Consider the following 17,423-nt stretch of genomic DNA (forward strand, 5'->3'; position numbering starts at 1 on the left):
AACTCGACCGACCCACGACCAAATGATCTCTTACATCGACGCGTATAAAGATCAGTTTGGGGTCGAGGCCATCTGCCGAGTCCTTAAACAAGCAGATCGTGGATTCATTACTGCCCGCGGCTACCGCAAAGCCACTACACGTGTACCCAGCGCAAGAGCCTTAAGCGATAGCCTGCTTATCCCAGAGATTCAACGCGTGCATGCGGAGAATTTCTCGGTTTACGGTATCCGCAAAATGTGGCACGCGATGAACCGTGAAGGCTTTCATATCGGTCGTGACAAGACTGCACGTCTGATGAAGCTAGCAGGTGTTTCTGGCCGCAGACGTGGGCGAACCCCTGTGACAACGATTAGCCCGAAGACACCGGATCATCGCCCAGACCTTGTGTGCCGAAACTTCCGTGCGCAGGCACCAGGCAGGTTGTGGGTTGCCGACATTACCTACGTTCGCACCCTGTCAGGATTCGCCTACACCGCGTTTGTCGTGGATGTATTCAGCCGAAAAATTGTTGGTGTTGCTACACGCTCGACGATGCGTACCGGTGCGCTGCCCATGGAGGCTTTGGAACATGCGTTAACGACTGCAGGGCGAATTCATGGAAACCAGCTGATTCACCATAGTGATCGGGGCAGCCAGTACGTGTCACTGAAGTATTCCACCGCGCTAGCGGAATCCGGTATCCGGCCGAGTGTCGGAACGGTCGGTGATTCTTATGACAACGCTCTCGCCGAGACAGTCAACGGTCTCTACAAGGCTGAACTCATTCACGCCCAAGGCCCGTGGACATCGGTGGGGGAAGTCGAATTGGCCACCTTGCGGTGGGTGCATTGGTGGAACACCAAGCGACTTCACGAAGCATTGGACTACGCCACCCCACAGGAAGTAGAAACCGAGTATTATCTCACCCAGCCCATCAACACAGGGCCGTAAAAGAAGCGGAACTAAACCCAGGACGCTTCAAATCGGCATGAAACAATTGGACTCCTGGATGTTGTGGCAACGGGCTTTCTTCGAGTCATGACGAACCACAAGTTATTTCACAAACCACTTACCACCCAGCAAGCGCTGATTGCACTCAATACCATCCTAGAAGCCCCAAACGGCACCTTTTTAAGCTCCAGCCCAGGGACCTGGACGACCTTCACTGAATTGGTGCGCTTGCACAAACTTAAAGCCAGCGACATCCCCGATGCCTGGATAGCTGCGGCCGTAATAGAAGAAGAAGCAACCCTACTGAGCCAAGATCAGGGCTTTGCCCGCTTCCGAGAGCTGCGCTGGCACCCACTTTCATATTGACAACAACAAACGCAAAACCCGAGCCACCGGCGAACGGTGACTAGGGTTCTACAGGCTGAAGCAACGAAATCAAGCAATTAATACACCAACAAGCCCTCGACTTAAAGCTGACAATACCTCCCGAAACAGGGGCTATTAGCGTCATCAAGGGTAAGAAGACTCCTATAAACGAATGGATTTAACGTCGCCCTTCTTGATGAAAAACAGATCTGAGAGAATCAAGACCAAAGCAAAAAAGGCTACTGCTGTCAATCCTCCGAAGTGCTCGAAGAGCACGCCGGCAAGTGCGTTTCCGATAGGCATGGTTACCATCGCAGATGTTGACAGAATCGCAGTACAACGTCCTTGAAACTCTTGCGGTACTGATTTTACGAAAAAGCCACTGCACGGCGCATTGAAAACTGGCAAGACCAATCCAGCCAAAACCATTCCAAGAATAATGCACGTACTATTTACCATGGTTACTGCAAGCGCTACAGTGAACAAACACATGGAGTAAAGAATTAGCCTTCCGGCCTGCACTTTTTCAACTAGCTTTCCTGCAATCATTGCTCCCATTAGGCCTGCTAATCCAATTGCAGCCTGATATATTCCCAATGAGAATGAACTGAAAGAAGCATATTTTAAACTAAGTAGCGAAAGTGTTGTTATTCCAGCGAATGAAAAATTCATCAACGGACTATACCAACCGATGGAGAAGAGCTGCTTTTGACCACGTAGCCAATCCCATGCTGGGCGTAGCGGAGGTGTTTCGCTGGGGGTATTCGAAGAGTCTGTTTCGCTTGACCGGAAACGAATAAGCAAAAGGCAAGCTAGAACCCAGCAGAATGAAGCTGCATCAACCCAAAAAGGAGCTTGCGCCGAATGCGAGATAAGCAGACCGGCAATTGGTGGCCCAAGTAAGGTTCCGATCGAGTATCGACCTTGATTAACAGCCATGGCTTTTGCTAGCAAACTCGGGGGGATTAGCTCTTTAAGAAATGCGCGTTCTGCCGTTCCAAAAGCCGAGGAGATACCCCCTAGCAAGAAAGCTGAAACTGCAAAAAGGGATATCGGATAATGTCCATTGGCCGCAAAGACGCATAACAGGGAACCAACGACGCCAAGTGTGGCGGAAATTTTAAGAATTACTAATCTTGAGTATCTGTCCACTAGGCGACCGATTGGCAGCCCCAAAACAACCATACTTAAGACAAATAGTCCTGACGAAAAACTTGCAGCGGATGGAGAGTTGGTAACATTAAGAACTACAAGAAATAGGGCGAAAGTAGTAATTTGATTACCGACTACATTTACTGTTTGCCCCGACATTAGCAATTTGTAGTCTCTATTTTTCCAAAGCGACAACACCAGCTCCTTTATGGGCGCAAGTTTCGAAGTTAGGTACTTCAACTTTGTTTATCGTCATGGATTGCATAGAAAACCAATACTCTACGTTTGTTTTTATACAAGGAACTCCCGTGAGTAGACTAATTATTCCGTGCGCAAGAAAGGCTGCTGAAATTGAGGAAGAAACGGAATTGCCCGCTTGCCTTAGAGGACGTGAGTACTCTCGGATGTGCAGATCACGGTCGGCTCGCTCGATCGTCTGATAGTCTTTTATGCATCTAAAACAGGCACCACAGCTATCATGAATACCTAGGATAATCTCGGGACCTTGGTACCCGCAGTGCGCCCACGGCATTTCATGACGTAATGCAAAGTCATTCGCCGTGAATCTTATTCTCTCAGGGTAGTCCGCTGACAGTGCGAAAGTATCTACCGAATTCAGCGTACGCTCGAAGTCACTCGTTGTACATAAGCTTTTCTGCAAGCAGTCTATCTCTGTCTCAAGTCCAATTTCCGCTATTTGACTAGCTAAGGCCTTACTCTTTGCATCTCCAATATCGGTAAATTTGAAATTCTGGCGAACAATATTTGTCGGCTCAACTGTATCTGGGTCAATAAGGACGAGCTTTCCAATGCCAGCTCGGGCAAGAAGAACGGCCACTTCTGACCCGACTCCCCCAAGCCCTACTATGGCAGCTGCGCTATTTGATAATTTCTCCTGCACATACCATGGATGCTCTCGCAACTGGTTATCCATCCCTTGATACAGGTTTTGCGCTCTAGACCATAGTTCGAACCTAGTATCAAGTTCGGAGGGATACTCCGACTCTTCAAGAAATCCAAAGTCTGCAAGTGCGGAAACGAGCTCCTCGACAAATTGATAGCTTAGCGACGGAAAGGACCCCTCAAGCTCGAAATAGATCTGCTCAAGGGTCCTAGTTCCATCTAACCGAGTTAAGATCGCCTTGATTCTCCCATCGGAATCCCTTACCTTCCTAGAGCTCCCGTAGGAAACTCCGCCAATGATCAAGGAGTCCTTACCAACAGCGAGTGGCCTATGAGCGTATTTCAGACGATACATACTCAACTCTTTCTGGGATTATCCGTCGGTACAGCAACCGCCGCATAACAATACGAAATCTTCAGCTTTCAAGTTTTCGAAAGTCAGGCCTTCCATTTTCACTCCCTTCAGGATAAATAACTGTTACAACCGCCTAGCCTACCAAAAACTTTTGGATGCAGAACGGGTTTGTATACAAAACTGGAATCGGTCGTGCGATTTCGACCAGGAGGCTCATCGCTCCTCAAACATATGGGGCTTAGCCGTTCCCACTTTTGCAGCCCAGAGGGATGCCCAATACGTTGGCCTCATATCTAGGGCGATCAGGACCACTGCTTCATTAAATGGGCCTGCACTCCGAGGCAATGGAACCACATATGCTCGCTAGGTAGCGACACGAACTTGGAGCCAGCATCATGGTAGAGAGTGGCAACCTGCGTAACCTTCGACACTTGATACCGTAGGTTACCTGCTTAAACAGCACGGTCCGATTAGCAAAGTCCTGTGTACCATCCGCACTTCGACCTACCGAGAGCAAGGCCTTTAGGCTATCCAGCCCCCTTAAGCGGCGGAGGATTTCAGGAAAACTGGATGAAGCGCATCTGACCCCATTAGGGGGGTTCAACGCAAAACCGGCACCCCAGAACAAAACATGCTGAGATGCCGGTTTGTCAACGATGCCGCGACTCACTTGTCAAGCAGGTCGCAACTCATGACATTTGCGGAGACGAGAGGATTTGAACCTCCGGACCTACGCAAGTAAGTCAACTCCTTAGCAGGGAGCCCCATTCGGCCGCTCTGGCACGTCTCCAGCGATTCGCAATGAATCGTCCATCACTCTACCTGAGCGCTTCCCCTAGGAACAAAATGGGGGCGTCACTTTTCTTTCCCTATAAGGGCCGCATGCAGCTTAAGGGCCACATACAGTGCAGCGCAACGCCAGCCGTCATCCAGCACGCCGGGCCCGAGAATGTCGCGCACGCGGTCTAGGCGGTAGTGCAGCGTAGCGCGGTGAATATAGAGAGCATCGGCAGTTTCAGACACGTTACGAGAGTGCTCAAAGTAGGTAAGGAGAGTCTCCCAGTAGGAGTTGCGGGGCTCGTCGAGAAGCACAGCGGCATCCGGACTAATCTCCTCCACCGTCTCTGGAGTCAGCTCCCACCCGCGCAGCAGACGCCAAGCACCGGCTTCATCCCAGCTCATCGCCTCGTGGCCACACAACTTGGCCACATCCGCCATGAGTCGCGCCTGCCGGGCAGTGGGCGCCGACCCACGCGCCACGACGGCCGCGCCAACCACGAGGGCAGCGTTGTGCAGTTCCTCCATCAGCGCTTCCGTGTCCAGCACATTGCGGCGGCATTCGATGAGAACGAGGGAATCGTGGGAGTCCGCTACCAAGAAAGGTCGGCGAACCAAGGGACGCGAAAGCTCCACAGCGAGCGCGCGCTGATCACCTTCTATCAGCACGCGATGTATGGTCAACTCGCCATCGGAGGGTAGGAGGTCACGTTCCCGGGCTGCCGCCAGCGCGGCAGGATCGCCCGCGAGGACTTCGCGGGCCATGTCACCTAACTGTTGCGCATGGGCGGCCAGTGGAGCATCGTGTTCGTCGATAAGCCGAGCCAAGCGGGTAAGAAGAGAGCCGAGCTTGACCACGGGGGCATCACCCAGCGCCGGCTCATCAATAGCCCACAGATACCCCACCAGTCTCCCCTGGTGACGCAGCGGAATAACCAAACGAGGCAACATGTCGTAGCGCGGGTTGGCGGGCAGGCGCACCGGCAGGACCGCTTCCTGAATGCCGAAGCTCAGCATCCACGGAATCGGCTCCGGCGGCGGCGTGCGGTTAAGGATGGACCGGGCACGATTGTTGTCGATGGCGCCGATCTGAGCGCTGGCAGCAATCACGGCGATGGTGGGGGTAGTCACCTCAACGGAGCGCTGCAGGATCTGGGCGCAATCGTCGACGATGTCCTGAATGTTCGTCAGCTGCGGGGGAGACACTTTTGACATATGTCAAAGATACTTACGAAAATTGTCTAGTGACAAACAAAACTGTGGTGGGCGATAATCTCCTACAGTTCAATGACACTCATCACACATATACGTTCATGAAGGGCGTCTACATGACCACAACCAATAATTCCGTCAGAGCACAGGACGTGAACACCGGTACCAGCGCTGGTGCAGACGACGGCCTGCAGCGCGGCATGAAATCACGCCACCTGCAGATGATCGCCTTCGGCTCCTGCATCGGCACGGGCCTCTTCCTTGGTTCCGGTGCCTCCATCCAGGAGGCCGGGCCGGGCGTTATCGCCGCCTACGCCATCGGTGGTTTCATCATCTTCCTCATCATGCGCATGCTGGGTGAGATGGCCGTGGAGAATCCCGTCGCGGGTTCCTTCAGCGCGTATGCCCGCGAGTACATCGGCCCCATCGCCGGCTTTGTCACCGGCTGGAACTGGTGGTTTACCACCATCGTCGTGGGCATGGTGGAGCTCACCGCGGCCGGCACCATTATGGACTTCTGGTTCCCCGGCATCCCACACTGGCTCACCGCGCTCGTTGCGCTTGTCATCGTCACCGCTATTAACTTGGTGCACGTTGGGGCTTTCGCCGAAGCGGAGTTTTGGCTTTCCCTCATCAAGGTGGCCGCACTGATCCTCATGATCATCGTCGGCGTCGCCATCGTCTTGGGCCTGACCCCAGAACCCGCACTGGGCTTAAGCAACATCACCGAGCACGGCGGCATGTTCCCCAACGGCGCGAGCGGTGTCATCTTCTCCCTCGTCGCGGTGATTTTCTCCTTCGGCGGCATCATCTCCATCGGCACCGCTGCAGGCGAGGCCCAGGATCCTTCGGAATCAATACCCAAGGCCATCAATAGCGTCATCTGGCGCATCCTCATCTTCTACATCGGTGGTATCGGCATCATCGTGTTGCTGGCTCCTTGGAATGAGCTCGATACCTCCACCTCACCTTTTGTTCGTGCGCTCAGCACCCTGGGTATTAGCGCCGCCGCCACGGGGCTTAACCTCATCGTGCTGGTTGCGGCTGTGTCCGTGTTCAACACCATGACCTTCTCCGGTGGACGCATGTTGCGGGATCTCTCCCGCGGCGGCCAGGCCCCGCCTTTCTTCGATTCGGTCAATGCCAAAGGCGTTCCGGTGCGCGCTCTGCTGTTTAACGCCCTGCTCATGGGTTCGGCGGTGCTGCTCAACTTCCTCTTCGAGGGCAAGATTCTCCTTATTCTCTTGGCCATCATCGTGGGCGCAGAGCTCATCTCCTGGTCTGCCATTGCTATTGCGCATCTCAAGTTCCGCCGGCGCTGCCCAGATGCCGCCTTCCGCGCACCGCTGTATCCCCTTGCGAACTACCTGTGCCTAGGCTTCTTCGCCTTCGTCATCGTGCTGATGTTCTTCCTGCCCGATTACCGCACCGGCGCTATTGTCTTACCCTTGTGGATTATGGCCCTGGGACTGATCTGGGTAGGCAAGAAGCGCCACGACGCACGTAAAAAATAGAAAGGTTTCCTCCTATCATGCAGACCACCATTGGTGATTTCATTATTGACCGTCTCAAGGCCATCGGCATTACGGAGATCATCGGCGTGCCCGGTGACTTCAACTTGAGTTTCCTCGAACAGATCGAGGCTGCTGACGGCATCCGCTTCGTCGGCGCCTGCAATGAGCTCAACGCGGCGTATGCGGCAGATGGCTATGCCCGCCAGAAAGGCGTGGGCTGCCTGCTCACCACCTACGGCGTGGGCGAGCTCTCGGCCCTCAACGGCATTGCGGGGGCGCGCGCCGAGCACGTCCCGCTGGTGTCACTGGCTGGCGCGCCGCCGCAGTACGCCACGGAGTTCCGGTGGAACCTGCACCACTCGCTTGCCGACGGCGACTTTGCCAACATGCTTGACTCCATCGCTCCTTTCACGGAGGTGGCCACGCGCGTCTCCCCCATGAACGTGGTGGAGGAGTTCGACCGCGCCCTACACGCCTGCCTGCGCGAGAAGCGCCCGGTGCACATCCAGATTCCCTCCGACATCACCCACCTCACCGTCGAGGTGCCTGATGAGCCTTTCTCCACCGCACTGGCAACCTCCGATCCTGAGCGTCTTAACGCTGCCGCCGACTACGTGCTGGAGCACCTCGCCAAAGCGGAGGATCCCATTATCCTCATTGACCAGGACACCAACCGCCACGGTTTCACGGAGAAATTCCGCGCCATCATCGACAAGGCCCAGCTGCCCTACTCCCAGCTCTCCTCCGGCAAGGCCATCCTCTCGGAGCGCCACCCGCTGTTCATCGGCACCTACAACGGCGCGGCGTCTGCGCCGGGCGTGCAGGAGCGCATCGAAAAATCGGACTTCCTGGTCACCACGAACCCGCGCTTCATCGAGGTCAACTCCGGTTCCTTCACGCACAACCTAGCTGATGCTCACGTCTACAACTTCGGCGATCAGCACCTCAATGCCGATGGCGAGTTCTTCGTGGGCATTCAAACGCTGGAGCTTCTCGACGTCCTCCTGGACCGCATTCCGGAAGCTGAGGCGTCGCCAAGCACTGCCTTCGAACCCGAGCCCTTCGAGCCGAACCCGGATGCTCCGCTCACCCAGGAGCGGATGTGGCCGCAGATGCTGGGTTTTATTCAGGAAGATGATGTGGTTATCGCCGAAGCCGGCACCTCCAACATTGGCCTGGGCCAGCAGCGCATGCCCGAGGGCGTGCAGTACATCAACTCCACCATCTGGGGATCCATCGGCTTCACCCTGCCGTGCGTCCTCGGCTCGCAGCTGGCCAATCCGGAGCGCCGCCATGTGCTCTTCATCGGTGACGGCTCCTTCCAGCTCACCGCCCAAGAGCTGTCCACCATCCTGCGACAAGACCTCAAGCCCATCATTGTGCTGGTCAATAACGATGGCTACACCATCGAGCGCTTCATCTTAGGCATGGAACGCGAATACAACGAGATTCAACAGTGGGACTACACCGCCCTGCCGAAGGCCTTCATGGCGGACACCACGATGGAGTCCTACACCGCCGCCACCGAAGGCGAGCTCGCCCACGCCCTGGAGGATATCGCTGCCCACCCGGAGCGCGGCGCCTTCCTTGAGGTTCGTCTCGATCCTCTCGATGCCCCCAAGGGCCTACAAGCCTTTGGCCCCCAAACCGCTGACTTCGACTTCGGGCCACGTGGCCCGCGCAACGCCTAAGGTGGAAAACATGATTCGCCCAGATCTTTCGTCCCTGCCCATCTATGTTCCCGGTAAGAATTCCGAGACTGCCTTGAAACTCTCCTCCAACGAGGCAACTCAAGAGCCGCTGCCGGGCGCGCTCAAGGCCATGGAAGCCGCCGTGGCACACGTCAACCGCTACCCAGACATGGGCGCGGTGGAAATCCGCAAGGCCCTGGCGGAGAACCTCGGTGTCACCCCGGAGCAGGTCACCACTGGTGCTGGCTCCTCCGCCATCTGCCAAGAGCTAGTGGAAATCACCTCCGTGCCGGGCGATGAGGTCATCTTCCCCTGGCGCTCTTTCGAGGCCTACCCCATCTTTGCGCAAGTCGTGGGCGCCACCCCGGTCAAGGTGCCGCTCACCGCCGACCACCGCGTGGACCTAGACGCCATGGCTGCAGCAATCACGGAGAAGACCCGCCTCATCTTCGTGTGCAACCCGAACAACCCGACTGGCTCCATCATCACCAAGGAGGAGTTCGACGCCTTCCTGGCCAAGGTTCCGGACAACATCATCGTGGCACTCGATGAGGCCTACATTGAATACAACCGCAATGATGCCATTCCACTGGCCACGGACTACGTTCACACGCACGACAACGTCATTGGCCTGCGTACCTTCTCCAAGGCCTACGGCTTGGCCGGCATTCGCTTGGGTTATGCCTTTGGCAATGAGGAAATCATCGCAGCTCTCAGCAAGGTGGCCATCCCCTTCTCGGTGAACTCGGTAGCGCAGGCGGGTGCCCAGGCCTCGCTGGCCTCCCAGAAGGAGCTACGGGAGCGCACCGATGAGACCGTCGAACAGCGCGACCGCCTGGTCAAACACTTCGCGGATTATGGCGTGCCGGAGTCCCAGGCCAACCACATCTGGTTTGCCACGGAGAACATCGCCGCGCTTGGGTCTCCGCAAGAGGTCGCCGAAAAGCTAGCGCAGCACGATGTCCTCGTCCGCGCCTTCCCCGAGGGCGTGCGCGTCACCGTCACCACGGCGGAGGAAACCGAGACGCTGCTCAAGGCTTGGGACGCAGCCTTCGGTGCACAGAATTAGTTTCCGCGTTAGAGTGCAGTTGTGAAGACATTGATCAATTTTGCACTCAACGTCATTGCCGTCGCGGTGGCCTTCTGGGCCGTGGTGGCGATTGTCCCCGGAATCGACATCGTCCCCGCGACCACCCAGAATTTCCTGCTCATCGCGGCGGTCTTCATCATCGTCAACGAGGTGGTCACACCAGTCCTCCGCTTCCTTGGCGCCCCGCTGACCTGCCTAACGCTGGGCCTCTTCGCGCTCGTCATCAACGGTGCGGTCCTGCTGCTTGTCAGCGCGCTGATGGATTCACTCGTCATCGACGGCCTAGGCGCCGCCATCATCGGCGCGATTGTCCTCGCGATTGTCTCCGGCGTGGTGAACTTCTTCACCAGTCCCTTGCGGAGCCGAAACTAACCCCCTGCGAAGGGCGGGAGGACGTCGACGCGGGAGGCGTCGGAAAGCACTGCGTCCTCCGTAGCGCTCGCGCCATCAACGAGGAATGTGCAGCGTTCCAGCACTTGCGCAAAGCTCATGCCGGCCTCCGTGCTGCCGGTGTGGCGCTGGCGCAGAACGCTCAGCAGCTCCCCCAGCGTCGCCGCCTGCGCTGTGTCCTGCGCGCGCCCCGCAGCGGCGCGGGCTGCGGCAAAATAGTGAATATCAACCATGGCTGCCACTATGCCAGCCTCCCGAACAGGAAGGAACTCGATGCGCACCTATGAGGAACACCTCGCGGCCATCCGCGCGGCCCTTCCGCAGCCCCACGCGGTTTCTACTCCCCTGACCAGCGCCGTGGGCCGCCGCGCCGCCGCAACCTACCGCGCGGAGGCGGACCTGCCGCCCTTTGATAACTCGCAGATGGACGGCTACGCGCTGCCCACGTGTGACGGCGGAACCTTCACCGTGGGCCGCACCATCGCGGCGGGAGACGTTCCTGGTGAGCTCACGGACGGCTCCGCCCTGCCCATTATGACCGGCGCCAAAGTTCCCGCGGGCACCGCCACCATCGTGCCCGTCGAGCACTGCGAGCCCCCGCACTTCCCGGAAGAAGGCGCTACCGTCACCGTGCCGGCAGCTCCCGAGCAGTTCATCCGGCGCGCGGGCTCCGACGTCCAGGCAGGCACAACCCTCATCAACGAGCACGCGCTTCTCGACGCCCCCTCCATCGCCACCCTCGCTTCCCAAGGTCTCACCGAGGTCTTGACCTTCGCGCCCGCCCGCATCCTCATCTGCACCGGCGGCGCTGAAATCGGAGGCGACGGCGAGGCGACCATCCCCGATTCCAATGCGCCCATGCTCGCGGCCCTGGCCGCGCAGTATGGCATCGACGTGGCCGGCTTCGTGCGCACGAACGACGATCCCGCTGCCCTGCGCGCTGATCTGGCCGAAGCAGTCATCACCCATCGTCCCGATGTCATCGTTACTTCCGGCGGCATCTCCCACGGAAAATTCGAGGTCATCCGACAAATCTTCGAAGAAGACGGCTGGTTCGGCCACGTGGCGCAGCAGCCCGGCGGACCACAGGGCTTGTCCCGCCTTAGCGACGTCCCCGTGGTCTGCTTCCCTGGCAACCCCATCTCCACGCTGGTGAGCTTCCGCCTCTACTTGGCACCCGTCCTTGGCCACACGCCGGCTCCTTTCCACGCGCACCTTACTGAGTCCGCCGAAGGCTTGGAGGGCCGCGAGCAGTTCCGCCGGGGAATCCTCACAATTTCCGATGGCACCGCCCAGGCTTCTTTCCTCGGCGGCACCAGCTCCCACCTGATGTCCCAGGCCATCGGCGCAACCGCCCTCATCCGCATTCCGGCCGACGCACAGCTTTCAGCCGGCGACCTCGTGGAGGTGTTCCCGCTCTCATGACCCGACGCGCACTCGTTATCGTTGCCTCGACCCGCGCTGCCGCCGGCGAATACGAGGACCGCTCCGGCCCCATCTTGGTGAACTTCCTGCGTGAACAGGGCTTTGAAACCCCGCAGCCCCTCGTCGTCGCGGACGCCGATATCGACTCCGCCCTCGCCACTGCCTTCGCCGATGCACCCTCGGTCATCCTCACCTCCGGCGGCACGGGCATCACACCGGATGACTGCACCGTCGAAGCGCTCACCCCACACCTCGAGCGCGAGCTGCCCGGCCTGGCCCACGCCTTCTACGCGCACTCCGCCGCCATCCCCACCGCGGCGCTCTCCCGCACGGTTGCCGGAGTCACCGGGTCCACTTTCGCCATGGCCCTGCCCGGCTCCACGGGCGCTGCCAAGGACGGCTGCGCGGTCCTCGAACCAGTTCTTCACCACATCATCAACCAGTTGGAAGGCATTCATGAGCACTGATTTCGGCCTACTCGGCGCCCACATCAGCGCTGAGCCCATCACTGCCCCCGACATCGCCACCGCTGAAACCGGCGCCGTCGTTGTATTCGACGGCATTGTGCGCAACCACGATTCCGGCCGCGGGGTCAAACTCCTGACCTATACCGCGCATCCCAGCGCCCAGCAGGAAATCGAGCGCGTGGCCGCTGAAGTCGCCGCTGCCTTTCCCGCCGTGCGCCTGTGGTGCGCGCACCGTACTGGACCACTAGAAATTGGCGAATCCGCCTTCATCGTCGCCGCCGCCTCCGCGCACCGCAAGGACGCCTTCGAGGCCGCCTCGACCTGCGCCGACCGCGTCAAAGCAGAAGTCCCCATCTGGAAAGAACAGCTCCACACCGATGACACCACCACGTGGGTAGGCTTGGAATGAACCGCTGTATGCACTGTCAGCATTCGGTGTGGACGGGAAATGGGCTTAGATTCAGAAAGTGAAAGCGCAATGCTCATAGCACTACTTCGAAAACTCCTAGCGGTTTACGCTCTAGGCGTCTGTGCACTTGTCGTTTCTTCGTGTGCGCAAGAGCGTTCACAAACATCGAAATCTTTTGCCACTTGGGAATGGGGTGGGATCGCTAGAGCTGTCTCTGCAGCTCCTTCCGCAAGCAATCCCAATTATGTTTTTGGAACGAGCACTGACGAGGTAGGCTCTCTCGCTGAACTTGCATCGGTGTATAACCCTTCGATGGAAAGACTTGGTGAAGGGTATGTAGCTCCAGATAAGGATCAATTGGTTGTCTTCGATTCAGATTTTCGCAAGCAATCTGAGAAGCCACTCGAAGGTTTAGGCCTACCAACCCAAACAACTTCTGCTGGTTCTGTGGACAATAAAACAGCAGTATTTGTTTTTAATGAAAGCACGAGTGATAGTCCGTATGCGAGCCGCATTGTGCTCGCAACTAAGGAAACTATAAGCACGGTACCTCGCGATAGGAGACCAGTCGCGTTAAGGGCTTGTACTAATGAAACAGCTGTCTGGCTAGAGCGTGATGAAGATGACGGAAGCGGTTTAACGCTTGTGCGTATGGGAACCGACGGGTTGTTGTCTGAATCTCGCCTTGATACGCCTGCCGGAACAGTCGCATCCGAATACTTCTCTGCTCTTGGGTGTGGGAAAGAAAAATCATATATTTCATTTCCTGACGATATTGGCGGTGCGGATGTTGTCTCGGTTGGTAGCCCGAATGAAAAACCAACTTTGAAGCATGAAGGAAGGATCGAAGGGCTGCCGATACCAGGCGTAAATAGGTCATCTCGCTACGAAGAAGGAAGCGTGTCGTACTTTACAAGTCGAGGAACGATCGTGGCAGTTGATCTCGAGCATCAGGAAGTTAAAGAAACTGAACCCCTAATCGGCACAGATCGCCGTCCTGTATCTGCAACGATCGACGGCGGAAATGTACACATCGTGACTCAGCCGATTGACGGTGCTGAGGAGCTTCGCGTACATTCTTTTTCATTCAAGGACCCAGTTGCGGATAAGGATGGCACGCGTATCGCGAAGCTTAGCCAGCTTATGCAAGGTAGTACTGCACATGGGGCATACACAATTCCGATGTCTATTTACCCTTTCAATAAACGGACGGATTAACGTCTAGAAGAGCATTATTTTTCGGCTCTTCACTTCGCGTGGAAATCGCAAGTCCACGGACCTGACCCCCTGTTAGGTGGCGACACACTGGTGGCCAGCAAGGGCGTGGATGACGTTCGAGTGGGCGTCGCGGTGGAACGAAGCAACTACAGGACAAAATCAACGCACTCTAAAACCGGAAGGGCCCGTTTCAGTTGCAGTACCGTCTGCTTCGGCAGCCACTGTCACAGCTCAATGCCAGGTCATCAAAATTGGACTAGGGGGAGATATAGTCGGTCACGTATATGGCAATGCGTCAACATTGTTTAGCCATATGTTATAGCGTATGTTCCGCCATATGCTAAAGCATACGCCTAGTAATATGTAGTCTTACCTGCTCTTTTGTACGTCTAGCTAGGGTGTTGGGTGGTGAAATCGACAGACTTAAGGGCGGCTACGAGTGTCTCTGTGTGCATTTTGCCTCGTGGGCGGCTTTTATAAAGGCAGGGGTGGAATCATACTTCTAGGTCTCGTCAGGTGTGGCTGCTAGCGTTAGTGCTGGTTCACAATCACGCCCCGCTACTTGTGGTGGGGTGTGGGCGTGACTTCCTCGTCGGTGCGCGGTAAGGCCCGCGCGTGACGTGGGCTGTCCCGCGCACCCTTTTTCAGGCGAGCGGACAACCCTACGACGCAAGGGGAGGTAGACAATGGGTAAGCACTCATTGGATACACCCGGTCGCAAAAGAAAAGACCTTGACGCCACGAAGCTTAGCTGGCTCGATGTGGCAATCAAGGTCATAACACTTGCGACCGTAACAGTGAAGCTCATTGCAGTTGTGCTTCACGTGGGTCTTTAAGGCCCGAGGGTCTCAACGAGCTGGCACTCGTTGGGGCCCTTTTTATTGTGCAGCCGCAATTCAAAAGTGAACTGTGCTGTCATGTCTTAGGCTAATGTGCGCGCGAAGGTTTCGCAATACTCTCCCACACTGAGTACCCATGCCTCTTCTCCTGCTTAGGTATTCATTCCTGCCACATCAGTTGGCTGCGTTCTCTGCACTCAGGGTGTGTTAGCGTTATTCCCGTAAGATCCTGATGCGCAAAACGCACAGTCTCAGTAGGAAGTCTGAGCGATAACACTAACCAGTGCTATCCGTCGCTTTAGCTCTTAATCTCATGAGAGCTAAAGAATCCAGCGTCGTCAGGTCCGCTTTAGCGTACCTGGAGACAACTTTGCCTGCTCAATTCACCCTTTTCCACGATGGTCAATTTTGGTGCGGAGTCTACGAGACTTCCAGCAACAACCAACTCCGCGCCGTCCGAGTAGTTTTCGGTCCAGAACCTAATAATGCCGAACTCTATGAGTGGTTACTCGTCAATGGTTCTTCCCTAGTCAAACGTGCCCATCGTTCCATACCTATACCTGGCGCTATTGAGGAGCCACAACGAGGAAATCCCAAACGCCTGCAGCGGAAAGTCAATAAGGAGCAACGCAAGACCTCAGGGGTGTCCTCGAAGGCCCAAGAAGCAACAAAGTTAAATTTCGAATTAGCTAACGCAAACAAGAAGAAAGCTTCGCGGATCGCGCGGCGCGAAGAAGCACAACGGAAATTTCAGATCCGTGCCGCTAAAAAGAAGGCCAAACATAAAGGCAAGTAGTCGAAGGCGTCAAAGCGAAGTTGCCATACTGCGGGAGTAAAGCTGTGTAGTCGTGTGTCTGCTTCTGCGCACCCGTCAGTCCTGCCATATATCCAATGTTGTGTAGTTCTACCTGCGCTTTCGCACGTCTAGTTAGGGCGTTGGGCGGAGAAATCGACGGACTTGAGTGCGGCTACGAGTAACTCGGTGCGTGTTTCCCACCGTGGAAAGCTGCGATACGGGTCGGAGGCGACATTATATTGCGAGTCCAGTCGGGCAAGAGAGACGGACAATGGATAAGCACTCATTGGGCACACTCAGCCATAAAGGAAAAGACCCTGAAACCACTTCCGGAAGGAAGCTGGAGTGGCAATCAGGGTCGTAGCTCCTATCACTACTTTCGTGCAGAGAACTGCACGAGGACGCATTACAAGCGCCATTGCAGAGGGGTCGGCCAACATCCTTCTGGATACTTTCCGGGAGGGGGAGGTGGATTTAGAGGGGGCAGCTTTTAATCACATCATCGGCGACGACAAAGAATCTTATCGAGGAAGATTCTATATCAACGATTTTTCGCAATTTCCCCAGCCAATCCTTTCCTTATTTATTACCCGGCGCTCCGCGTAAGTGGAGCGCCTCACTCTATTTACCTGTAGAAACCGGCGAAGAAATAAGCTCCCTTACTCCAACACTACTAGGAAAAACATCAGCCTTTGCATATTCCTCATCCATTAGAAAAAATGACGCTAAAGACCCCTCAGCTTTTGTAAAAAGCTCTTGCTCAGCAGAAACGATTGATTCGCAAAGGTATAACCGTAAACTCTCAAAATCCTCGTTGGGCCTTTCAATCCTGAACTGAGTAATGAGATCTCTTTTCATCTCTTCGGAATCCACTTCAACTGGTTCGGAGCAAATAAAAAGTACGTCGACTCCAGGCAGGCGCGCTGCTTTACGCACTACTTGCGAATACGTTTCATATGCCGATTCCATAACACGCTGATCGGCCACGAAAAAAGTGTCTAAAGCAAAAAACATACGTATTGTAATCCTTTGCAAACAGATAAAACTTGTCAACGTCCTGTATACCGTCAGGATTTTGTCACGTGAGATTTTATCTCACCACCTAGCGGCAGGGGAGGCTGTAAATTGCTTCCTATGTGAGGCATTTATTTATCGTCGACACTGTCGCACTAGCTAAGCAGCTTGTCGATGTGCAGTCCTACAAACTGTCCTCATTGCTTGAACTTGTCGGCCTGGCCAATCCGAACGCTCACGCGACGATAGCCGACGCCACCGCCACAGGAATGCTGTTTAACAAACTCCTTGACGGCAACGCCGCACACGCCCAGTGCTGGCAGCCTCCGCAGCGCCCGCCCCTGCCCCGCCGCTAACGCTCAGCACTATCTTCTAGTACTCGGTAGAGGGCGGGGCGGGTAATCCCGAAGGCGCGAGCCACCAATGCTTTCGACTCCCCCGCCGCGATACGCTTCCGCGCGTCTACGACTTGCTCGGGTGTCAGGGAGCGCTTGCGGCCTGTGTACTTGCCGGCCTTTTTCGCCAAGGCGATAGCTTCGGCCTGGGCTTACACGGATGATTGCGTGCACAAACGCGGCAAACGACCCCAAAACTCCCAGCATCAAATTTGCGCGTGGGTCGCTGTTGCCCTTCAGAACGAGAGATGCTCGTGCAGAAAGGTCACGGTTACGCCTTTGTCGGTGAGTTCGTCCACCAGGGCGCGCAGATCTGTCAGCGAGCGGGCCAGACGGTCAATGGATGAGACAACGAGTTCGTCCCCGCCGCGCAGGTAGGTCATGCACTCGGTAAGCCGGCTCTTCCGGTTTTGGAGTGTGTAGCGGGGTGAAGTAGAAAACGACGGGTTCAGCGGGTCACCACAACATATAGGGGTCCC

At 56.1% G+C, this 17,423-nt stretch carries 17 protein-coding genes, 1 tRNA gene and 1 pseudogene; 12 read left to right on the forward strand and 7 right to left on the reverse strand.

Going from position 1 to position 17,423, the window contains the following annotated elements; translation table 11 throughout:
- Window positions 1–931: IS3 family transposase (locus tag HMPREF3149_RS09635; protein ID WP_083280837.1), on the forward strand; the 931-nt coding region annotated here is incomplete at its 5' end.
- A 45-nt stretch (window positions 932–976) separates the two neighbouring features.
- On the forward strand, window positions 977–1,297 hold the full coding sequence (locus HMPREF3149_RS09640) for a PIN domain-containing protein (protein ID WP_371440974.1): 321 nt from the start codon (window positions 977–979) through the stop codon (window positions 1,295–1,297).
- Window positions 1,298–1,459: 162 nt separating this feature from the next.
- On the opposite strand, the gene HMPREF3149_RS13125 is transcribed toward HMPREF3149_RS09640, so the two are convergent.
- From HMPREF3149_RS13125 to HMPREF3149_RS09655, 4 genes are all read right to left on the reverse strand, one after another.
- Window positions 1,460–2,644 (reverse strand): MFS transporter, encoded by a 1,185-nt coding sequence (locus HMPREF3149_RS13125; RefSeq protein ID WP_141741501.1) that lies wholly within the window; start codon window positions 2,642–2,644, stop codon window positions 1,460–1,462.
- Window positions 2,625–3,656: a HesA/MoeB/ThiF family protein gene (locus tag HMPREF3149_RS09645; RefSeq protein WP_168162201.1), complete on the reverse strand. Its 1,032-nt coding sequence runs from the start codon at window positions 3,654–3,656 to the stop codon at window positions 2,625–2,627. Before HMPREF3149_RS09645 ends, HMPREF3149_RS13125 begins: the two co-directional genes overlap by 20 nt.
- A gap of 752 nt (window positions 3,657–4,408) precedes the next feature.
- Window positions 4,409–4,497: transfer RNA gene (locus tag HMPREF3149_RS09650), tRNA-Ser, on the reverse strand.
- A gap of 65 nt (window positions 4,498–4,562) precedes the next feature.
- Window positions 4,563–5,699, reverse strand: a complete 1,137-nt coding sequence (locus HMPREF3149_RS09655; protein ID WP_070537763.1) for a PucR family transcriptional regulator — start codon at window positions 5,697–5,699, stop codon at window positions 4,563–4,565.
- Between the two features lie 29 nt (window positions 5,700–5,728).
- Between HMPREF3149_RS09655 and HMPREF3149_RS09660 the strand changes: the two genes are divergently transcribed.
- From HMPREF3149_RS09660 to HMPREF3149_RS09675, 4 genes are read left to right on the forward strand one after another with little or no spacing between them, the layout of a single operon-like run.
- On the forward strand, window positions 5,729–7,210 hold the full coding sequence (locus HMPREF3149_RS09660; protein ID WP_246819985.1) for an amino acid permease: 1,482 nt from the start codon (window positions 5,729–5,731) through the stop codon (window positions 7,208–7,210).
- A gap of 17 nt (window positions 7,211–7,227) precedes the next feature.
- Window positions 7,228–8,901, forward strand: coding sequence for an alpha-keto acid decarboxylase family protein (locus HMPREF3149_RS09665; protein WP_070537765.1), 1,674 nt, complete (start codon window positions 7,228–7,230; stop codon window positions 8,899–8,901).
- Window positions 8,902–8,911: 10 nt separating this feature from the next.
- Entirely contained in the window at window positions 8,912–9,970 is a 1,059-nt protein-coding gene (gene hisC / locus HMPREF3149_RS09670; RefSeq protein ID WP_070537767.1) for a histidinol-phosphate transaminase, read from the forward strand.
- A gap of 21 nt (window positions 9,971–9,991) precedes the next feature.
- Entirely contained in the window at window positions 9,992–10,363 is a 372-nt protein-coding gene (locus HMPREF3149_RS09675) for a phage holin family protein (RefSeq protein ID WP_070537769.1), read from the forward strand.
- Here the strand turns inward: HMPREF3149_RS09675 and HMPREF3149_RS09680 are convergent.
- The gene (locus tag HMPREF3149_RS09680) at window positions 10,360–10,614 is read right to left on the reverse strand and encodes a MoaD/ThiS family protein (RefSeq protein WP_070537787.1); all 255 of its coding nucleotides are present in this window, start codon (window positions 10,612–10,614) and stop codon (window positions 10,360–10,362) included. The genes HMPREF3149_RS09675 and HMPREF3149_RS09680 overlap by 4 nt on opposite strands.
- Window positions 10,615–10,654: 40 nt before the next feature.
- On the opposite strand from HMPREF3149_RS09680, the gene HMPREF3149_RS09685 reads away from it, so the two are divergent.
- The 5 genes from HMPREF3149_RS09685 to HMPREF3149_RS09705 all read left to right on the forward strand — a co-directional run bounded on the left by HMPREF3149_RS09685 (window position 10,655) and on the right by HMPREF3149_RS09705 (window position 15,535).
- The gene (locus HMPREF3149_RS09685; protein WP_070537770.1) at window positions 10,655–11,806 is read left to right on the forward strand and encodes a molybdopterin molybdotransferase MoeA; all 1,152 of its coding nucleotides are present in this window, start codon (window positions 10,655–10,657) and stop codon (window positions 11,804–11,806) included.
- On the forward strand, window positions 11,803–12,273 hold the full coding sequence (locus tag HMPREF3149_RS09690) for a MogA/MoaB family molybdenum cofactor biosynthesis protein (protein ID WP_070537772.1): 471 nt from the start codon (window positions 11,803–11,805) through the stop codon (window positions 12,271–12,273). Before HMPREF3149_RS09685 ends, HMPREF3149_RS09690 begins: the two co-directional genes overlap by 4 nt.
- Entirely contained in the window at window positions 12,263–12,682 is a 420-nt protein-coding gene (locus HMPREF3149_RS09695) for a molybdenum cofactor biosynthesis protein MoaE (RefSeq protein ID WP_070537773.1), read from the forward strand. The genes HMPREF3149_RS09690 and HMPREF3149_RS09695 overlap by 11 nt, the downstream gene beginning before the upstream one ends.
- 39 nt (window positions 12,683–12,721) lie before the next feature.
- Window positions 12,722–13,900, forward strand: a complete 1,179-nt coding sequence (locus HMPREF3149_RS13420; RefSeq protein ID WP_141741502.1) for a hypothetical protein — start codon at window positions 12,722–12,724, stop codon at window positions 13,898–13,900.
- A gap of 1,152 nt (window positions 13,901–15,052) precedes the next feature.
- Window positions 15,053–15,535: a YjdF family protein gene (locus HMPREF3149_RS09705; RefSeq protein WP_083280840.1), complete on the forward strand. Its 483-nt coding sequence runs from the start codon at window positions 15,053–15,055 to the stop codon at window positions 15,533–15,535.
- Between the two features lie 621 nt (window positions 15,536–16,156).
- Here the strand turns inward: HMPREF3149_RS09705 and HMPREF3149_RS09715 are convergent.
- The gene (locus HMPREF3149_RS09715) at window positions 16,157–16,522 is read right to left on the reverse strand and encodes a hypothetical protein (protein WP_168162202.1); all 366 of its coding nucleotides are present in this window, start codon (window positions 16,520–16,522) and stop codon (window positions 16,157–16,159) included.
- 149 nt (window positions 16,523–16,671) lie between these two features.
- Here HMPREF3149_RS09715 and HMPREF3149_RS09720 point away from each other — a divergent pair, with 149 nt between their 5' ends.
- Complete coding sequence (locus tag HMPREF3149_RS09720) at window positions 16,672–16,905, forward strand: PolC-type DNA polymerase III domain-containing protein (RefSeq protein WP_070537781.1); 234 nt, start codon at window positions 16,672–16,674, stop codon at window positions 16,903–16,905.
- On the opposite strand, the pseudogene HMPREF3149_RS14075 reads toward HMPREF3149_RS09720, so the two are convergent.
- Window positions 16,902–17,339 (reverse strand): annotated as a pseudogene (locus HMPREF3149_RS14075) (recombinase family protein); the annotation flags it as partial. The gene HMPREF3149_RS09720 and the pseudogene HMPREF3149_RS14075 overlap by 4 nt on opposite strands.
- Between the last annotated feature and the right edge of the window lie 84 nt (window positions 17,340–17,423).

This window comes from Corynebacterium sp. HMSC05E07, assembly GCF_001807225.1.
GTDB classification, from domain to species: domain Bacteria; phylum Actinomycetota; class Actinomycetes; order Mycobacteriales; family Mycobacteriaceae; genus Corynebacterium; species Corynebacterium singulare.